The organism is Microbacterium sp. JZ101 (assembly GCF_053903175.1).
Genome location: NZ_CP096400.1, coordinates 1,302,064 through 1,318,565 on the forward strand (window position 1 = coordinate 1,302,064; position 16,502 = coordinate 1,318,565).

Annotated in this window: 14 protein-coding genes; 10 read left to right on the top strand and 4 right to left on the bottom strand. The window is 70.8% G+C overall.

Annotated features, from left to right (window positions below):
- Positions 1–4: 4 nt before the first annotated feature.
- Positions 5–2,071, top strand: coding sequence for a nucleotide-binding protein (locus M1D56_RS05970; protein ID WP_456284966.1), 2,067 nt, complete (start codon positions 5–7; stop codon positions 2,069–2,071).
- Complete coding sequence (locus M1D56_RS05975) at positions 2,068–2,562, top strand: peptide deformylase (RefSeq protein WP_282979135.1); 495 nt, start codon at positions 2,068–2,070, stop codon at positions 2,560–2,562. Before M1D56_RS05970 ends, M1D56_RS05975 begins: the two co-directional genes overlap by 4 nt.
- A gap of 55 nt (positions 2,563–2,617) precedes the next feature.
- Here the strand turns inward: M1D56_RS05975 and M1D56_RS05980 are convergent, their stop codons facing one another.
- Positions 2,618–4,498, bottom strand: a complete 1,881-nt coding sequence (locus tag M1D56_RS05980; protein ID WP_455968637.1) for an AMP-dependent synthetase/ligase — start codon at positions 4,496–4,498, stop codon at positions 2,618–2,620.
- A gap of 77 nt (positions 4,499–4,575) precedes the next feature.
- Here M1D56_RS05980 and M1D56_RS05985 point away from each other — a divergent pair, with 77 nt between their 5' ends.
- On the top strand, positions 4,576–5,259 hold the full coding sequence (locus M1D56_RS05985; protein ID WP_324011774.1) for a lysophospholipid acyltransferase family protein: 684 nt from the start codon (positions 4,576–4,578) through the stop codon (positions 5,257–5,259).
- Between the two features lie 58 nt (positions 5,260–5,317).
- A complete protein-coding gene (locus M1D56_RS05990; RefSeq protein ID WP_271173279.1) occupies positions 5,318–6,655 on the top strand; it encodes a class II 3-deoxy-7-phosphoheptulonate synthase in 1,338 nt (445 codons plus the stop codon).
- Between the two features lie 217 nt (positions 6,656–6,872).
- On the opposite strand, the gene pknB is transcribed toward M1D56_RS05990, so the two are convergent.
- Positions 6,873–8,840: a Stk1 family PASTA domain-containing Ser/Thr kinase gene (pknB, locus tag M1D56_RS05995; RefSeq protein ID WP_456284967.1), complete on the bottom strand. Its 1,968-nt coding sequence runs from the start codon at positions 8,838–8,840 to the stop codon at positions 6,873–6,875.
- A gap of 101 nt (positions 8,841–8,941) precedes the next feature.
- The gene (locus M1D56_RS06000) at positions 8,942–10,222 is read right to left on the bottom strand and encodes a LysM peptidoglycan-binding domain-containing protein (protein WP_282979130.1); all 1,281 of its coding nucleotides are present in this window, start codon (positions 10,220–10,222) and stop codon (positions 8,942–8,944) included.
- 232 nt (positions 10,223–10,454) lie between these two features.
- On the opposite strand from M1D56_RS06000, the gene M1D56_RS06005 reads away from it, so the two are divergent.
- Positions 10,455–10,805 (top strand): Rv2175c family DNA-binding protein, encoded by a 351-nt coding sequence (locus M1D56_RS06005; protein ID WP_271173276.1) that lies wholly within the window; start codon positions 10,455–10,457, stop codon positions 10,803–10,805.
- Position 10,806: 1 nt separating this feature from the next.
- Here M1D56_RS06005 and M1D56_RS06010 read toward each other — a convergent pair whose 3' ends face one another.
- Complete coding sequence (locus M1D56_RS06010; protein ID WP_456284968.1) at positions 10,807–11,889, bottom strand: polyprenyl synthetase family protein; 1,083 nt, start codon at positions 11,887–11,889, stop codon at positions 10,807–10,809.
- A 64-nt stretch (positions 11,890–11,953) separates the two neighbouring features.
- On the opposite strand from M1D56_RS06010, the gene M1D56_RS06015 reads away from it, so the two are divergent.
- The 5 genes from M1D56_RS06015 (at position 11,954) to M1D56_RS06035 (ending at position 16,497) form a co-directional block, all read left to right on the top strand.
- Positions 11,954–12,340: a DUF3040 domain-containing protein gene (locus tag M1D56_RS06015; RefSeq protein ID WP_271173274.1), complete on the top strand. Its 387-nt coding sequence runs from the start codon at positions 11,954–11,956 to the stop codon at positions 12,338–12,340.
- Positions 12,341–12,591: 251 nt separating this feature from the next.
- Positions 12,592–13,023 (top strand): division/cell wall cluster transcriptional repressor MraZ, encoded by a 432-nt coding sequence (mraZ, locus tag M1D56_RS06020; protein WP_271173273.1) that lies wholly within the window; start codon positions 12,592–12,594, stop codon positions 13,021–13,023.
- 97 nt (positions 13,024–13,120) lie between these two features.
- Positions 13,121–14,074, top strand: a complete 954-nt coding sequence (rsmH, locus tag M1D56_RS06025) for a 16S rRNA (cytosine(1402)-N(4))-methyltransferase RsmH (protein WP_456284969.1) — start codon at positions 13,121–13,123, stop codon at positions 14,072–14,074.
- Positions 14,071–14,670, top strand: a complete 600-nt coding sequence (locus M1D56_RS06030; protein WP_456284970.1) for a hypothetical protein — start codon at positions 14,071–14,073, stop codon at positions 14,668–14,670. The genes rsmH and M1D56_RS06030 overlap by 4 nt, the downstream gene beginning before the upstream one ends.
- A gap of 36 nt (positions 14,671–14,706) precedes the next feature.
- The gene (locus M1D56_RS06035) at positions 14,707–16,497 is read left to right on the top strand and encodes a peptidoglycan D,D-transpeptidase FtsI family protein (RefSeq protein ID WP_324011769.1); all 1,791 of its coding nucleotides are present in this window, start codon (positions 14,707–14,709) and stop codon (positions 16,495–16,497) included.
- Positions 16,498–16,502 lie beyond the last annotated feature (5 nt).

The window sequence follows — 16,502 nt, forward strand, 5'->3', positions numbered from 1 at the left end:
GACAGTGAGTTCGGATCGCAGCGGACGGCCAGAGGAAGAGCCCGAGGACCACGGAGTCCTCGAGGACACCGGCATCGACACGACGGCGATCGGCATCCTCGGCACGCACACGGCACAGGTGCGCGTCGTGCTGCCGCAGACCGTCGAAGACCCGGATGACGACGTCGTCGACGACGACATCCCGGGCGGCGACGTGCGCCGCGGCGGGATCGTCATCGAGCTCCCGGCCGACGAGCCCGAGGACGACCTCGAGGTCATCACGGGCGAGCTCGACGAGGAGACCGTCGCCGCCGCCCGTGAGTCCACGCCCGCAGAGACCGTCGAGGACGACGCCGAGGCGGATGGCGCGGAGCCGGACGGCGCGCACGCCGACGAGGCGGATGGCGCGGAGGAGCTCGACGCGGATGGCGCGGCTGCGCTCGACGCGGATGGTGCCGAAGCGGACGACGTCGAGGTGCTCGAGCCGGAGGCGGACGACGTCGAGGTGCTCGAGGCCGAGGTGCCTGAAGCCCAGGAGCCCGACGCCCAGGTGGAGGAGCTCGCGCCGGACGACGACCTCACCGCTCCCCCAGTCGCGGCAGAGGAAGCGGGCCTCGACGAGGAAGACGTCGAGCCTGACGACCAGCCCGCCACGGCGGACGACATCGAGCCCGACGACCAGCCCGACGACCAGGCCGACGAGCCGACCGAGGTCGAAGCCGACACCGCCATCGAGGCGGACGAGGCAGACAAGGCGGACGAAGCAGAGGCCGATATCGCCGCGGCGTCGGCCGACGCGCAGAGCGCCCCGGACACCGAGCCGCGCGAGCGCCGTCCCATCGTGCGCGAGGAGACGCTCCCGCCGGGCTACGACTCCTTCCTGCGCCCCGCGGTCGCTTCCGCCCGAGACGAGGAAGAGCCGGCCGAGCACGTCGGAGAGACCGCCCCCGATGGCGCCGTCGCCGATGCGAGAGAAGAGGACATGTCCGAATCCACCGAGAACGCGAAGCCCGCGCCGCCGATCACGCGTCCGTCGTTCATCGAGCAGGCGAAGGCCGCGCCCGAGTCGTCGCCCGCGCCCGCGCGCAAGCCGCGTGAGACGGCGTCCCGTCGAGCGGGGGAGGTGAGCGAGAACGCCGCGCGCGAGAGCGCGGACGTGCTCACGGCCGACCGCCTGCTCGATACGGGCGCCATCCACCGTCCCGAGCCCGAGGGGCCGTGGCGGCAGCTCGTCTACCGCCTGTCGGGACACCTCATCAACCTCGGCGACAGCCGGCGGACGCGCGAGCGCAAGGAGCTCTCGCGGCGCATCGCCGCTCCGCTGAGCGGCGCGGCGCGCTTCGTCCCCGTGCTCAGCCGCAAGGGCGGCGTCGGCAAGACGACCGTCACGGCGCTCCTCGGCATGGCACTCGCCGACGCCCGCGACGACCGCGTGATCGCCGTCGACGCGAACCCCGACCGCGGCACGCTCGCCGAGCGCATCGCGCGGGCGACCGGGAAGACCGTGCGCGATCTCGTCCGCAACCGCGACGCCGTGCACGGCTACGCCGACATGTCGAGTCACGTCGTCCGCGACGAGACCCGCCTCGACGTGCTCGCGTCGGACACCGATCCGCACGTGTCGGAGGCGTTCAGCGACCAGGACTACCGCGACGTCGCCGATGTCGCCGCGCACTACTACTCGATCGTGCTCACCGACACGGGCACGGGCATCGTGCACTCCGTCATGGGCGCGACGCTCGACCTCGCCGACCAGATCGTCGTGGTCGCGGGTCTCAGCGTCGACGAGGCGCGCCTCGCGAGCGAGACGCTCACGTGGCTCGAGTCGAACGGCTTCGCCGATCAGGTGCGCTCTGCGGTCGTCGTGCTGAACCAGTCGACTCCGGGTGCTCCGCTCGTGCGCCTCGACGAGCTCGACGCGCATTTCCGCAGCCGCGTGCGCGCCGTCGTCCGCATCCCGTACGACCCGCAGCTCGCGACGGGCAGCGCCATCGCGTACGGCGAGCTCGCCCCTGCCACGCGCGACGCCGCGCGCGAGCTCGCCGCGCGCGTCGTCGAGGGACTGCGGCAGCCGGCGCAGGAGGAGAAGTGACCGTCCGCGACATCCGGATCATCGGCGACCCCGTGCTCGCTCAGCGGTGCGCCGAGATCGAGCACATCGACGACGGCGTCCGCGCGCTCGTCGACGACCTCATCGAGACGGTGAAGCTCCCGGGCAGGGCCGGTGTCGCGGCGCCGCAGATCGGCGTCGGGCTCCGTGCGTTCAGCTACAACATCGACGGCGACATCGGGTACATCCTCAACCCGCGGATCGTCGAGGTGCGCGGCGAGCCCGTCCCGACAGGAGAGGGATGCCTGTCGGTGCCGGGCCTCTGGCACGACGCCCTGCGCCACCCGTACGCACGGGCGGAGGGCATCGACCTCGACGGCGCGCGCGTCGTGCTCGAGGGGGAGGGGCTCTTCGCGCAGATGCTGCAGCACGAGACCGATCACCTCGACGGCATGCTCTACCTCAAGCGCCTCTCGGCGGACGACCGCAAGGCCGCCATGCGCGAGGTGCGGGAGAAGATCTGGCTCACCTAGGCAGGGCATGAGTGAGGGGGACGGCCGGGGGCCGTCCCCCTCACTCATGCCCTGCTCACCCCATCGGGATGTTCGTCGTCTGGATGGGCGTCTCGTAGATCGCCTCGATGTCCTTCGCGAAGTCGCGCAGGATCTCCGCGCGCTTGATCGACATCTTGGGCGTCAGGTGGCCGGTCGCCTCCGTCCACTCCGTGCCGAGCACGGTGAACTTGCGGATGGACTCGGCGCGAGAGACGCGCGTGTTCGCCTCGTCGATCGCCCGCTGGATCTCGGCGCGCACCGTCGCATTCTGCGCCGCCTGCTCGAGCGTGAGGTCGGACGACTCGCCGTGCGTCGCGAGCCAGGCCGGCAGCATCTCGGGGTCGAGCGTGACGAGCGCCGCGATGAACGGCTTCTGGTCGCCCACCACGACGACCTGGCTGACGATCGGGTTCGCGCGGATCGGGTCCTCGAGCGCGGCCGGGGCGACGTTCTTGCCGCCCGCGGTCACGATGATCTCCTTCTTGCGCCCCGTGATCGTGAGGTAGCCGTCGTCGTCGAGCGCGCCGATGTCGCCGGTCCGGAACCACTCGCCGTCGAAGGCGGCCTCGGTCGCCTCGGGGTTCCGCCAGTACTCGCGGAAGACGTTGATCCCGCGCACCTGCACCTCGCCGTCGTCCGCGATGCGCACGCCGACGCCGGGGAGCGCAGGGCCGACCGAGCCGATCTTCGACTTGGACGGGAGGTTCACGGTCGCAGGCGCGGTCGTCTCGGTGAGGCCGTACCCCTCGAGGATGGTGATGCCGAGGCTGTGGAAGAAGTGCCCGAGTCGGGCGCCGAGGGGCGCCGAGCCGGAGATCGCGTAGCGGACGTTCCCGCCCATGAGCGCGCGGAGCTTCGCGTAGACGAGACGGTCGAAGAGCGCGAACTGCACGCGCAGCCCGAGTCCGATCTTCTCGCCGTCCTGCACGCGACGGGAGTGCTCGACGGCGACCTTCGCCGCGGCGCGGAAGATCCGGCCCTTGCCCTCGGACTCGGTCTTCTGCTCGGCCGAGTTGTAGACCTTCTCGAAGACGCGGGGCACCGCGAGGAGGAACGTCGGCTTGAAGGAGCCGAGCGCCGCGACGAGCTGCTTCGTGTCGGGCTGGTGGCCGGTCTTGACGCCCGAGTGGACGCACAGCAGCGAGATGAACCGGGCGAACACGTGCGCGGTCGTGATGAAGAGCACCGTCGAGGCGCCGGGCTGGTGCACGATCTCGGTCATCGCCTTCGCCGAGTTGCGGCAGAGCTCGACGAAGTTCGCGTGCGTGATCACGCATCCCTTGGGGCGCCCGGTCGACCCGGACGTGTAGATGAGGGTGGCGATGTCGTCGCCGTTCGCGAGCTGACGTCGCCGCTCGATCTCGGCATCCTCGACCGACGCGCCCGCCGCCGTGAGCGTCGCGATGGCGTCCTGATCCATCCGCCACAGCTCGCGCACGAGCGGGAGCTCGCCGCGGACCTCCTCGAAGCGCGCTGCGTGGTCGGCGCTCTCGACCATGAGGGCGGTCGCACCCGAGTCGGAGAGGATCCACTGGATCTGGGCGGGCGAGCTCGTCTCGTAGACCGGCACCATGACGGCGCCCGCGAAGAAGAGAGCGAAGTCGACGACCGACCACTCGTAGGTCGTGCGCGCGAGGAAGGCGACCTTGTCGCCGGGCTGCACGCCCGCGGCGACGAAGCCCTTCGCGAGGGCGACCACCTGCTCGTGGAACGTGCGGGCCGAGACGTCGCGCCATCCGCCTGAGCCGTCGGGGACCGCGAACAGCGCCCGATCGGGAGTCTCCGACACCCGCTCGACGAGGAGGTCGGCGACGTTCGCCGACGGATCGGCGGGGACGATTGCGGGCGTCGATGTCTCGATCACGGCATCTCCTTCGGTACCGGCTGCGGATGCTGCGAGTATATGCCGGGGCATGCGCCCGGCCCTCGCGCGTGCACGGTTCCTACAAGGCTAGACTTCCAGGCGACCGATTCCGACAGTGGGAGCTGACCTTGTTCTACTGGCTCATGAAGTACGTCTTCGTCGGTCCGATCGTGAAGGCCATCTACCGCCCGTGGGTCACCGGACGCGAGAACGTCCCGACGACGGGCGCGGCCATCCTCGCGAGCAACCACCTGTCGGTCATCGACTCGGTCTTCCTTCCGCTCATGCTCGACCGTCCCGTGTCCTTCCTCGCGAAGGCGGAGTACTTCACGGGGCGCGGTCTCAAGGGCTGGGCCACGAAGTGGTTCATGAAGGGCACAGGGCAGATCGCCCTCGACCGCTCGGGCGGGCCCGCCTCGGAAGCGGCGCTCAACACCGCGCTCCAGGTCATCGGGCGAGGCGACCTGCTGGGCATCTACCCCGAGGGCACGCGCAGCCCCGACGGCAAGCTCTACCGGGGCCGCACGGGCATCGCGCGGATGGCGCTCGAGGCGAAGGTGCCGGTCATCCCCGTCATCATGGTCGACACCGGCACGATGATGCCGATCGGCCAGACCCTGCCGCGCGTGATGCGCGTGGGCGTCGTGATCGGCGAACCGCTCGACTTCTCGCGCTACGCGGGCATGGAGGGCGACCGCTACGTGCTGCGCTCCGTGACCGACGAGATCATGGTCGCGCTTCAGCGGCTCGGCGGCCAGGAGTACAGCGACGAGTACGCGTCGACGGTCAAGAACCGACTCGCCGCCAGCTGACATCCGCCGGCCATCCGCCGTGAACGGAGGGGCCGCCGTCCCGCGATAACATCGGACAATGCCCCGAACGCTGGATGCACTCGACGCCTGGAAGTCCCTGCCGATCAAGCAGCAGCCGGTGTATCCCGACGCGGCGGCGGTCGCCGAGGTCGCCGCCGAGCTCAGCACGCTCCCGCCGCTCGTCTTCGCCGGCGAGGTCGACACCCTCAAGGCGCGTCTGGCCGACGCGGCCGCGGGACGAGCGTTCCTCCTCCAGGGCGGCGACTGCGCCGAGACGTTCGCGGGCGCCACGGCCGACAAGATCCGCAACCGCGTCAAGACCGTGCTGCAGATGGCCGTCGTCCTCACGTACGGCGCCTCGATGCCCGTCGTCAAGATGGGGCGGATGGCCGGCCAGTTCGCCAAGCCCCGCTCGAGCGACACCGAGACGCGCGGCGACATCACCCTCCCCGCGTTCCGCGGCGAGATCGTCAACGGCTACGACTTCACCGCGGCGTCGCGTGAGGCGGACCCGCAGCGCCTCCTGCAGGCGTACCACACGTCGGCTTCGACGCTGAACCTCATCCGCGCGTTCACGCAGGGCGGCTTCGCCGACCTCCGCGAGGTGCACTCGTGGAACAAGGGCTTCGCGGAGAACCCCGCCAACAAGCGATACGAGCGCCTCGCCGCCGAGATCGACCGCGCCATCCGCTTCATGGACGCGTGCGGCGCGGACTTCGACGAGCTGCGCCGCGTCGAGTTCTACACGGGGCACGAGGGCCTGCTCATGGACTACGAGCGCCCGCTCACGCGCATCGACTCGCGCACGGGGGAGATCTACAACACGTCGAGCCACTTCCAGTGGATCGGCGAGCGCACGCGCGAGCTCGACGGCGCGCACGTCGAGTACTTCTCGCACATCCGCAACCCCATCGGCGTCAAGCTCGGTCCGACGACCTCGACCGACACCGCGCTCGCGCTCATCGACAAGCTCGACCCCGAGCGGGAGCCGGGTCGCCTCACCTTCATCACCCGGATGGGCGCCGGCAAGATCCGCGACGCGCTGCCCCCGCTGCTCGAGGCCGTCAAGGCCTCCGGCGCGCAGCCGCTCTGGGTCACCGACCCGATGCACGGCAACGGCATCACGACCCCGACCGGCTACAAGACGCGTCGCTTCGACGACGTCGTCGACGAGGTCCGCGGCTTCTTCGAGGCGCACCGCGCGGCGGGCACGTTCCCGGGCGGCATCCACGTCGAGCTCACGGGCGACGACGTCACCGAGTGCCTCGGCGGATCCGAGCAGATCGACGAGGCGACCCTCGCGACCCGCTACGAGTCCCTGTGCGACCCGCGCCTCAACCACATGCAGTCGCTCGAGCTCGCCTTCCTCGTGGCCGAGGAGCTCGAGAAGCGCTGACCTGCGCGGCATCGGCCCCATTCGAGTGACGGCGGATGGTGCCGCACCGGTTCCGGGAATCGGATCGGTGGGGCGGGTGTGTGCGGGTGAGGTCGACACGCGCACACCAGGCCCGGGCATCCGATTCCGGTGACGGCGGATGGCGCAGCACGGCGGATGGCCGCGGGAGCGCGGATTCCGGTGACGGCGGATGGTGCCGCGGAACGAACGCGCGGGGCTAGAACGAGCCGGTGATCGTCAGCGTGATCGTCGTGCCGGCACGCTGCTGCGAGCCGCCCTCGGGGCTCATCGACACGACCTCGGTGAACTCGTCGACCACGGCATCCCACAGTCCGTTGTACGAGTAGGCGAAGCCTGCGGCCTCGAGCTCGGCCTTCGCCTCGTCGCGCGTCATGCCGACGACGTCGGGAACCTCGAACAGCTGCGGGCCGAGCGAGGTGACGAGACGCACCGTGTCGCCGGGGCGCCAGCTGCCCGGCTCGGACCGCTCGAGGAAGTAGATCACGTGCCCTTCGGGCACCGTGTCGTGGTACTCCTGTGACACGACCTCGGTCTTCACGCCGACGGCGTCGAGGGTCGCCGCGGCCTCCTCGGAGCTCATCCCGACGACGTTGGGCAGCTCTCCGAGGGAGACGGTCAGCTGCGCCGCGTCGCCCTGGTGCACCGAGCAGCCGGCGGCGCAGTCGACCGGGTCGCCCCCGGCCGCCGGAGTGATGCTCACCCCGAGGACCGTCCCCTCCGCCTCCTCGGCGAAGAGCGGCACGTCGTCCTCGGCTACCGAGATCCGACTGTCCTCGAGCAGTCCGCGCACCTCGTCGGCGCTCAGACCCGCGAGCTGGCCGAGCTCGGCGCTGGCGGGACCCGCCGACGTCACCACCGTGACGACCGTGTCTCTGTCGACGCGCGCGCCCTCCGAGGGGTCGGTGCGGATGACCTCGCCGGCGGGCACGTCGAGCGTGTTCTCCGTGCGCTCCTGCGCGTCGAGCTCGAGCCCCGCGAGCGTGCTCTCCGCCTCGGCGTAGGTGAGCCCGTCGAGATCCGGAACGGCGACGTACGATCCCGGACCCGAGCCCCACCACCATCCGGCGCCCGCCGCGCCTCCCGCGAGCAGGAGCGTCAGCACGATCAGCCACACGCCGCGCGCGCGTCGGCGCTTCGCCCGTCGGCGGAGGACCGCGGCGTTGTCGGCGTCCTCCTGCGGGCCCGCGCTCGTCAGCGACGGCGGGAGCACCGAGGTCGCCGCCTCGGGCATGACCTTCGTCTGGCCGCCCGTCTGCTCGCCCTCGTCAGGAAGCTCCTCGGGGAACCTGCTGGCCGCGGCCGTGCGCGTCGGCAGGGGAGTGACGCCGAGCTCGCGCTCGATCTCGCGCAGCCGTTCGAGCATCTGCTGCGCGTCCGACGGACGCTCGTCCGGCTCCTTCTCGGTCGCCCACAGCACGAGCTCGTCGAGCTGCTCGGGCACGCCGGGGTTCTTCACGCTCGGTCGCGGCACCGACTCCGTCGCGTGCTGGTACGCGATCTGCATGGGCTGCTCGCCCTTGTACGGCTGCTCGCCTGCGAGCATCTCGTACAGCATGATGCCGAGGGCGTAGATGTCGCTGCGGGTGTCGGCGGTCCCGCGCGTCACGAGCTCGGGTGCGAGATAGGCGATCGTGCCCAGAAGCTGCTGGCCGGTCGCGGTGTTCGCGGACGTCGCGCGCGCCAGGCCGAAGTCGCCGATCTTGATGCGGCCGTCCTCCGCGAGGAGCACGTTCTCGGGCTTGACGTCGCGGTGGATGAGCCCCGCGCGATGCGCGGCGGACAGCCCGGCGAGCACGGCGTCCATGATCGTGATCGTCTGCGTCACCGTGAGCCGGCGCTGCTCCTTGAGCAGCTCGCGCAGCGTGATCCCCGGCAGGTACTCCATCACGAGGTACGCGAGCTCGCCGTCCTGGCCCTGGTCGAAGACGTTGACCACGTGCGGGTCGGACAGGCGGGCCGCGGTGCGCGCCTCCTGGATGAAGCGGCTCTGGAAGACGCTGTCGTCGCTCAGATGACTGTGCATCACCTTGAGCGCGACACGGCGCTCAAGGCGGAGGTCCGTGGCCACGTAGACGGTGGCCATCCCACCGCGCGCGATGCGGGCGCGGACGCGGTATCTGTCGTCGACAAGCCGCCCGATGAGGGGATCGACCTGCTGACTCATGGACACCGTTGAATTCTACGAAAGGGCCCCTGAGACGCCTGTGACCGGCGCGCCCGGCGCCGGTCACAGGTCGATGACGATCCCGCGCGCCTCCGCGCGGATCAGCCGAGCTGGGCCAGCCAGCTGTAGGCCTGCTGCTCCCAGCGGCGGTACCGGTCGGGGAACGCCGAGATCTGGACGGTCTGGGCCGCCTCGCCGAACTCCATGCTCTCCCAGCCGGGGATGTCGCGCAGGCCGCGCGTCGTGTGCCCGTTCGGGTCGCCCGCGCCGCCGTAGAAGACCCGGATGGAGTAGTCGCGGTCGAGGATCTGCTCCTCGGTGCCCCAGCCCGTGCTCGGGCGCTGCTGGAACAGGCCCAGCGAGTCGCGGTCGCCCCAGCTGACGTTGCGCAGCGAGGACTCGACCATCGCGGTCGCCAGCGCGATCGCGATGCCCTTGTCCGGGATGCCGAGCTCGCGTCCGATGCGGATGATCATCTGCGCGTTCTCGGTCTGCGGCGCGTTGAGCGACGAGGTGAGCTGATCCTGCGGCGAGTCGTAGATCGACGGGGGAGCGGACTCCTCCTTCTTCTCCTCGCCCTGCGGCGCCGGCTTCGCGTCGGCGCGCGGGATGACGATCTTCTGCCCGGGGTAGATGATGCTCGACCCGTTGAGACCGTTCTCCGCGAGGAGCTCGCTCACGCTCACACCGTGCTCCTGCGCGATGCTCCAGAGGGTGTCGCCGGCCTGGACGATGTAGGTCTCGTCGGCGGGGGATTCGGGGACGGCGGGCGCCTGGGGTGCCTCGGGCGCCGACTCCTGCTGCTTCGCCTCGGCCTGGGGCGCGACGGCGTTGCTCGCGACGAGGAGCTTCTGCCCGGGGAAGATCATCGCGTCCGCGCCGAGCTTGTTGAGCGAGATGATGCGGTCGACCGACGTGCCGTGCTTCTGCGCGATCGACCAGACCGTGTCGCCCGCCGCGACCGTGTGGCTCTTCGTCGTGGCGGACGCCTCGATCGAGGGCTTCGCCTCGGTCTGCGCAGGCGCCGCGGCGCGCGCGGCCAGCGTGAGCTTCTGGCCCGGGTAGATCGTGCTCGACCAGCTGAGGCCGTTCCAGGTCAGCAGGTCGACGGTGCGCAGGCCGTGGCGGATGGCGATCCCGGTGATCGTGTCTCCCGACTCGACCGTGTAGCTCGTCGCGACAGCGGCGGCAGCGCGCACCGTGATCTGCGCGGCGGCGGCCATCGGCTGCTTCGGGGCCGTGCCGGCGGCGACCGCGAGGCTGCCCTGCACGTGGCCGAACGCCGACGGCAGATGGCGCATGCCGTCACGCGGCTTCGGCTCCGCGGCGACGGCAGCGGCAGGAGCTCCCAGGGTCACGGCGATGGCGCCGGTGACAGCCATGGGAACGGTGGTGAACAGGTCGCGCCTGCGGCGCGGAGTCGGTCGATGCACGTTGAACCCCCAACGATCGGACTCGAGAAACGTTGTCACGGAAGTGTTACGAAGTCAATTGGTGTCACCGGAAGTGACCGGTGATGCCCGGGGTGTCAACGGGACGGATGTGACTGATGTGATTTGTGTCGCGGTGTCGCCCGAGCGGCGTCCCCCGTCGAGGAGATGAGAAACTGATGACGTGACTGCGGAGACCTCCTCGACCGTTCCCACCGACTGGCTGACCATTCCCGAGCTCGTCGAGATCCTCGGCGAGCCGCAGGGGCGCATCCGCCGGCTGCTCGATGAGCGCGCGCTCATCGGCTCGCGGCGCGAGGGGCCGCTCAAGGTGCCCTCCGTCTTCATCGTGGACGGCCATCCGCTGTCCTCGCTCCGGGGCACCGTGATCGTCCTCGCGGACGCCGGCTTCACCGACGACGAGGCGATCGACTGGCTGCTCACGACGGATGACACGATCGGCGTCGCGCCGATCACGGCGCTGCTCGCGGGGCGGAAGAGCGAGGTGCGCCGGGTCGCTCAGACGCTCGCGTGACTCACGCGGTGCGCTGGGTGGCCGCGTCGAGCAGCTGACGCAGCTCGACGACCGCATCGGCGTCGATGGGCGCGGATGCCAGGGCCGCGACGGCCTCATCGGCGTACGCGGCGATGCGCTCCTCGACGCGCTCGAGCGCTCCGCTGCCGACGATCTGCTCGCGGAGGAAGGCGATCTCGGCGTCGCCGAGATCGGGGTCGCCGACGAGCGCGTCGATCCGCGCGCGGATGTCCGCGGTCGCGCGCTCGCGCGCGTACGCGATGAGCAGGGTGCGCTTCCCCTCGCGGAGGTCGTCGCCGGCGGGCTTGCCGGTCTCGTCCGCGTCGCCGAACACGCCGAGCACGTCATCGCGCAGCTGGAACGCGAGCCCGAGCGGATGGCCGAAGGCCGCGAGCGCCGCGAGCTGCGCGTCCGAGCCGCCCGCGAGGGCCGCGCCGATGACGAGGGGCTGCTGCACGCTGTATCGGGCCGACTTCAGGGAGGCGATGCGGAGGGCGCGATCGGCGTGCTGCGCGTCGGGTGTGCGCGGCCAGGCCGACTCCTCGGCGACATCGAGGAACTGCCCGATCATCACCTCGCGGCGCATCCGCGCGTACTCGGACCGCGCGCGGCCTGGGGCCGTGTCGAGCCCCTCCAGCGCGGCGTCGAAGAGGTCGGCGCTCCATGACAGGAGCAGGTCTCCCAGCAGGACCGAGCCGGATCGCCCGAACGCGGCCGCATCCCCGGCCCAGCCGGCGTCGCGGTGCCACGACTCGAGCGCGCGGTGGGCGGAGGGCCGCCCTCGGCGCGTGTCGGAGTTGTCGATGAGGTCGTCGTGCACGAGCGCGGCGGCCTGGAACACCTCGAGCGCCGCGCACGCGTCGACGACGCTGCTCGGGAGGGCGGCGTCCGCCCCGCGCACCGCGCGCCATCCCGTCGCGCAGAACCGCCCGCGGAGGCGCTTCCCGCCGACGAGCGCGGCCGTCGCGCTGGCGACGAATCCCTCGGCCTCGGGGCCGTGCTCGCGAGCGGCCTGGTGCTGCACTGTCGAGAAGCTCTCCAGTCGCTGGGAGATCGTCTCGATCAGGGGGAGAGGAGGCGCCACAGGCCTAGCCTAGTGAGGGCACGCGGCGATAGAATGATCGTCAGTTTCACCCGAGGGGGACACCATGCCACTCTCCGAACAGGAGCAGCGCCTGCTGGACGAGATGGAACGCCATCTCATGCAGAACGACGCCGACGTCGTGAGCGCTTCGGCGAGCCGTGCGCTCAGCTATCGCAATCTCATCTACGGGGCCATCCTCGTGCTCGTCGGCCTCGCCGCCGTGATCGCGGGCATCGCCCTGTGGAACAGCATCCTGGCTCTCGGCATAGGACTCGGGGTCGCGGGCTTCGCCGCGATGGTCGGCGGGGTCGTGCTCGCCACGACGCCGGCGAAGGGCGACGACGCGCAGGGTCTCCCGCGCACGGGCACCGTGCCCGGCAAGCCGATGCAGGGCGCGTCCTTCATGGACCGCATGAACGATCGATGGGACCGCCGCCAGCAGGGCCGCTGAGCCCCACCGTCCTCCACACGAGAAGCGCCGACCTTCGGGTCGGCGCTTTTTCTGTGCCCGGCGATCGCCATCCGCTCCACCGGCCCTCCACTTGGCCTCCACTCTCCTCCACCGCGTTCTCCCTTGAGATCACGCGGCACTCCGACGCGCCGCATTCCTGAGAATGCGCAGATCTCCCTGGACAGTGGAGGGAAGTGGAGTAAAGTGGGGCGCACCTGAGTTGGCCGGAACGAAGGGGGGTGTGATGGCCGATGCTGTTGGGCACGCATACCCCCAAGCTCGACGACAAGGGCCGCGTCATCCTCCCCGCGAAGTTCCGCGAGGAGCTCGCCGGCGGGATCGTCGTGACGCGCGGACAGGAGCGCTGCCTGTACGTGTTCAGCACGGCGGAGTTCGAGCGGGTGCACGAGCGGATCCGCGAGGCTCCGCTCACGAACAAGCAGGCGCGCGATTTCATGCGCATGTTCCTGTCCGGTGCGAGTGCCGAGACCCCCGACGGTCAGAACCGGATCACCATCCCGTCCCACCTGCGCACTTACGCGGGCCTGGAGAAGGAGCTCGTCGTCACGGGCGTCGGGTCGCACGCCGAGATCTGGGACGCGGGCGCGTGGAACGCGTACCTCGAGAGCAATGAAGAGAGCTACTCCGAACTGGAGGAGGAGGTGATCCCCGGACTGTTCTGACCCCGGTTGTGATCCCCACCCGCAGCCCTGAAGCCACTTCCCCGGCGGCAGGTCGAGCGGTTGGGAATCAGAGCCGGGGACGGATGAGGGAGACGACATGGGCATCCGCGACATCCACACCCCGGTGCTGCTGGAGCGCTGCGTCGAGCTGCTCGGCCCCGCGCTCGAGCGCGACGGCGCCGTGTACGTCGACGGCACCCTCGGCATGGGCGGCCACTCGGAGGCGTTCCTCGAGCGCTTCCCGGGGATCCGCCTCGTCGGCCTCGACCGCGACCCTGATGCGCTGCGCATCGCGGGGGAACGGCTCGCGCGCTTCGCCGACCGGACGACGCTCGTCCACACGGTGTACGACGGCATCCGGGCGGCGCTCGACTCCGCCGGCTTCCCCCGCGCCGACGGCATCCTCTACGACCTCGGCGTCTCGTCGCTCCAGCTCGACGAGGCCGAGCGCGGCTTCGCCTACGCCCAGGACGCTCCGCTCGACATGCGGATGGATCCCACGGGCGGCATGACGGCAGCCGATGTCATCGCGACGTACGGCGAGGGCGACCTGCGCCGCATCTTCGAGCGGTACGGCGAGGAGAAGCTCGCCGGGCGCTATGCCCGCGCGATCATCGCCGCGCGGGCCGAGGCCCCCATCGAGCGCTCGGGACGGCTGGTCGACATCCTCCAGGACGCGACGCCGTCGGCGCTCAAGAACGCCGGGCACCCCGCGAAGCGCGTCTTCCAGGCGCTGCGGATCGAGGTGAACGGCGAGCTCGCCGCGCTCGAGCGGGCGATCCCGGCCGCGCTCGCATCGCTCGCGGTGGGCGGACGGATGGTCGTGCTGTCGTACCAGTCGCTCGAGGACCGCTTCGTCAAGCGGCTGTTCGCGGAGGCCGTCAAGTCGAAGGCGCCGGCCGGCCTCCCGTTGGAGATGCCCGAGCACGCCGCCGAGTTCCGCCTCCTCGTCCGCGGCGCCGAGCTCGCGAGCGACGCCGAGGCGGAGTCGAACCCCCGTGCCAAGCCGGTGCGCCTGCGCGCCATCGAACGAGTGAGGGATGTGCCATGAGCCTTGCCACCCAGAGCTCCGTGCTCGCGCCGCCCGCCCGGCGGCCCGTCGAGAAGCGCCGCCCCGACCTGCGCCCGGTCGAGGCCCCTGCCCGCCGCAGACGTCCGAAGCTGGCCTACGCCGTCGTCGCGGTGGTCGGCGCCGTGCTCATCGCGGTCGCGCAGATGGCGCTGTCGGTCATGACGACGCAGAGCACCTTCGAGATCGCGGCGCTCGACGCGCAGCAGCGCGAGCTGACGCTCGAGACGCAGGCGCTCTACGACGAGGTCGCGGGCCTCAGCTCGCCGCAGCACCTGGCCGAGCAGGCCGCGTCGCTCGGCATGGTCATCGACGCGGCTCCCAGCTACCTGCGTCTCAGCGACGGAGCCGTGATCGGCGGCGGCGCCGCGGCGGGCTCCGCCTCGGCCGTCGATGCGGCGGGCCGCGGAGCGGTCGGCAACGCGTTCCTCGCCGACACGCAGTCGGGCTCCGCCGAGGAGTCGGCGGATGAGGCACCCTCGAGCCAGACGGAGAAGAGCGACGAGAGGGCTCAGGAGGAGCGGCCGCAGCTGCCGCCCGCCGTGACCGACGGCCTGCCGAGCCCCACGACCCACTGATCCGACCCGCCGAAGCACGCGACACCAGGAGGCGAGATGCACGCGAAGGCCCGTCGAAGCGCGAGGCGCCGCACCGCCGTCGCCGGAGCCCTCGTCGCGGTCGTCGTGGCCGGCTTCGCCGTGCGCCTGGTCGACATCCAGGTGGTCAACGCGCAGGAGCACCTCGACAACCGCGCGGCCTACAGCGGCATCGCCTCGACGCAGACGCTGTACGGGACACGCGGCTCGATCGTCGACGCGAACGGAGCCGTGCTCGCGAGCAGCACGATGCAGTACGCCGCGCAGTTCAACCCGCAGAACGTGAAGGACCTCACGCGCGAGGACGAGGACGGCGAGGAGCACGTCGTCACGTGGGAGGAGAGCGCCGCCGCGATCGGCGAGATCGTCGGGATGAGCGGCGAGGACATCGAGAAGATCGTCTCGGACGCCCTCGCGGCGAACCCGGACTCGGAGTACGCGCCGCTCGGCAAGAAGCTGTCGACCGAGCAGTACCGGAAGATCCTCGCGCTCGGCCTGCCGTACATCCACTTCGAGCCGGTGCAGTCGCGTGCCTACCCGTACGGCGCCGTGGCGGGGAACCTCCTCGGGTTCGTCGGCACCGACGGCGAGCCCCTCGCGGGCTACGAGTCCGCGCAGAACGCGTGTCTCCAGGCGGAGAACGGCTCGCTGAGCTACCAGCAGGGATCGGACGGGCTCATCATCCCCGGCACGGAGACGACGAAGGCGCCCGTCGACGGCGGCACCCTGCAGCTCACGATCGACGCCGACCTCCAGTGGTACATGCAGCAGATGATCGCGGAGGAGACCCAGAACCAGGGTGCGCAGTCGGGCGCGGTCATGGTCGTCGAGGTGGCGACCGGCGCGGTCCGCGCGGCCGCGGAGTACCCCACGGTCGACCCCAATGACTTCGGCGCGAGCAAGGAGGACGACCGCTACTCGCGCATCTTCTCCCGCACGTTCGAGCCGGGTTCGACGTTCAAGGCCATCACCGCGGCGACGCTGCTCGACCAGGGCGCCGTGACCCCCTCCAGCTCGGTGACCGCCTCGGGGTTCGAGACCTTCCCGAACGGCGCGCGCGTCGGCGACTCGTTCTCGCACGGCACGTTCAACTACACCCTCACCGGCGCCCTCATCGACTCGTCGAACGTCGCGCTGTCGAAGTTCGGCGAGCTCGTCCCCGACGAGACGCGCTACGAGTACCTGCAGAAGTTCGGCGTCGGCACCCCCACCGACATCGGCTTCCCCGGGGAGGAGTCCGGGCTGATCTACCCGCCCGACCAGTGGGGCCCGCAGGGCCACTACGCCACGACGTTCGGGCAGGCGTTCACGACGACGATGCCGCAGGTCGTCAACGCCTACCAGACCATCGCCAACGGCGGCGTGCGCGAGCCACTCCACATCGTGGAGTCGTGCACGACGGCCGACGGCGAGGTCGAGAAGCCCGAGCTGAGCGACCCCGAGCGCGTGGTCAGCGAGGACGCGGCCGACACGACCATCCGCCTGCTCGAGAACGTCGCGACGCAGGGCACCCTCGCCGACCAGGTGGCCGTCGACGGCTACCGCATCGGCATCAAGACGGGCACCGCGCAGAAGAGCGACGGCAAGGGCGGATACAAGGCCGGCGTCTACTTCACGAGCATCGTCGGGGTGGTCCCCGCCGACGACCCCGAGTACATCGTGATGGTCACGCTCGACGAGCCGACGCGGGTAACATCGTCTGCGGCCACGGCTCCCGCCCTGCAGAAGGCGATGACGCAGGTCGTGAAGAACTACCGTGTGATGCCGTCTGAGACGACAGAAGAGCCGCTTCCCAAGTTCGCCGAATGACGCGC

Coding starts and splice junctions, on each gene's coding strand:
- M1D56_RS06030 (WP_456284970.1), top strand. CDS start 14,071: ATGAGCCTTGCCACCCAGAGCTCCGTGCTCGCGCCGCCCGCCCGGCGG.
- M1D56_RS06000 (WP_282979130.1), bottom strand. CDS start 10,222: ATGGCTGTCACCGGCGCCATCGCCGTGACCCTGGGAGCTCCTGCCGCT.
- M1D56_RS06015 (WP_271173274.1), top strand. CDS start 11,954: ATGCCACTCTCCGAACAGGAGCAGCGCCTGCTGGACGAGATGGAACGC.
- rsmH (WP_456284969.1), top strand. CDS start 13,121: ATGGGCATCCGCGACATCCACACCCCGGTGCTGCTGGAGCGCTGCGTC.
- mraZ (WP_271173273.1), top strand. CDS start 12,592: ATGCTGTTGGGCACGCATACCCCCAAGCTCGACGACAAGGGCCGCGTC.
- M1D56_RS05990 (WP_271173279.1), top strand. CDS start 5,318: ATGCCCCGAACGCTGGATGCACTCGACGCCTGGAAGTCCCTGCCGATC.
- M1D56_RS06035 (WP_324011769.1), top strand. CDS start 14,707: ATGCACGCGAAGGCCCGTCGAAGCGCGAGGCGCCGCACCGCCGTCGCC.
- pknB (WP_456284967.1), bottom strand. CDS start 8,840: ATGAGTCAGCAGGTCGATCCCCTCATCGGGCGGCTTGTCGACGACAGA.
- M1D56_RS05980 (WP_455968637.1), bottom strand. CDS start 4,498: ATGCCCCGGCATATACTCGCAGCATCCGCAGCCGGTACCGAAGGAGAT.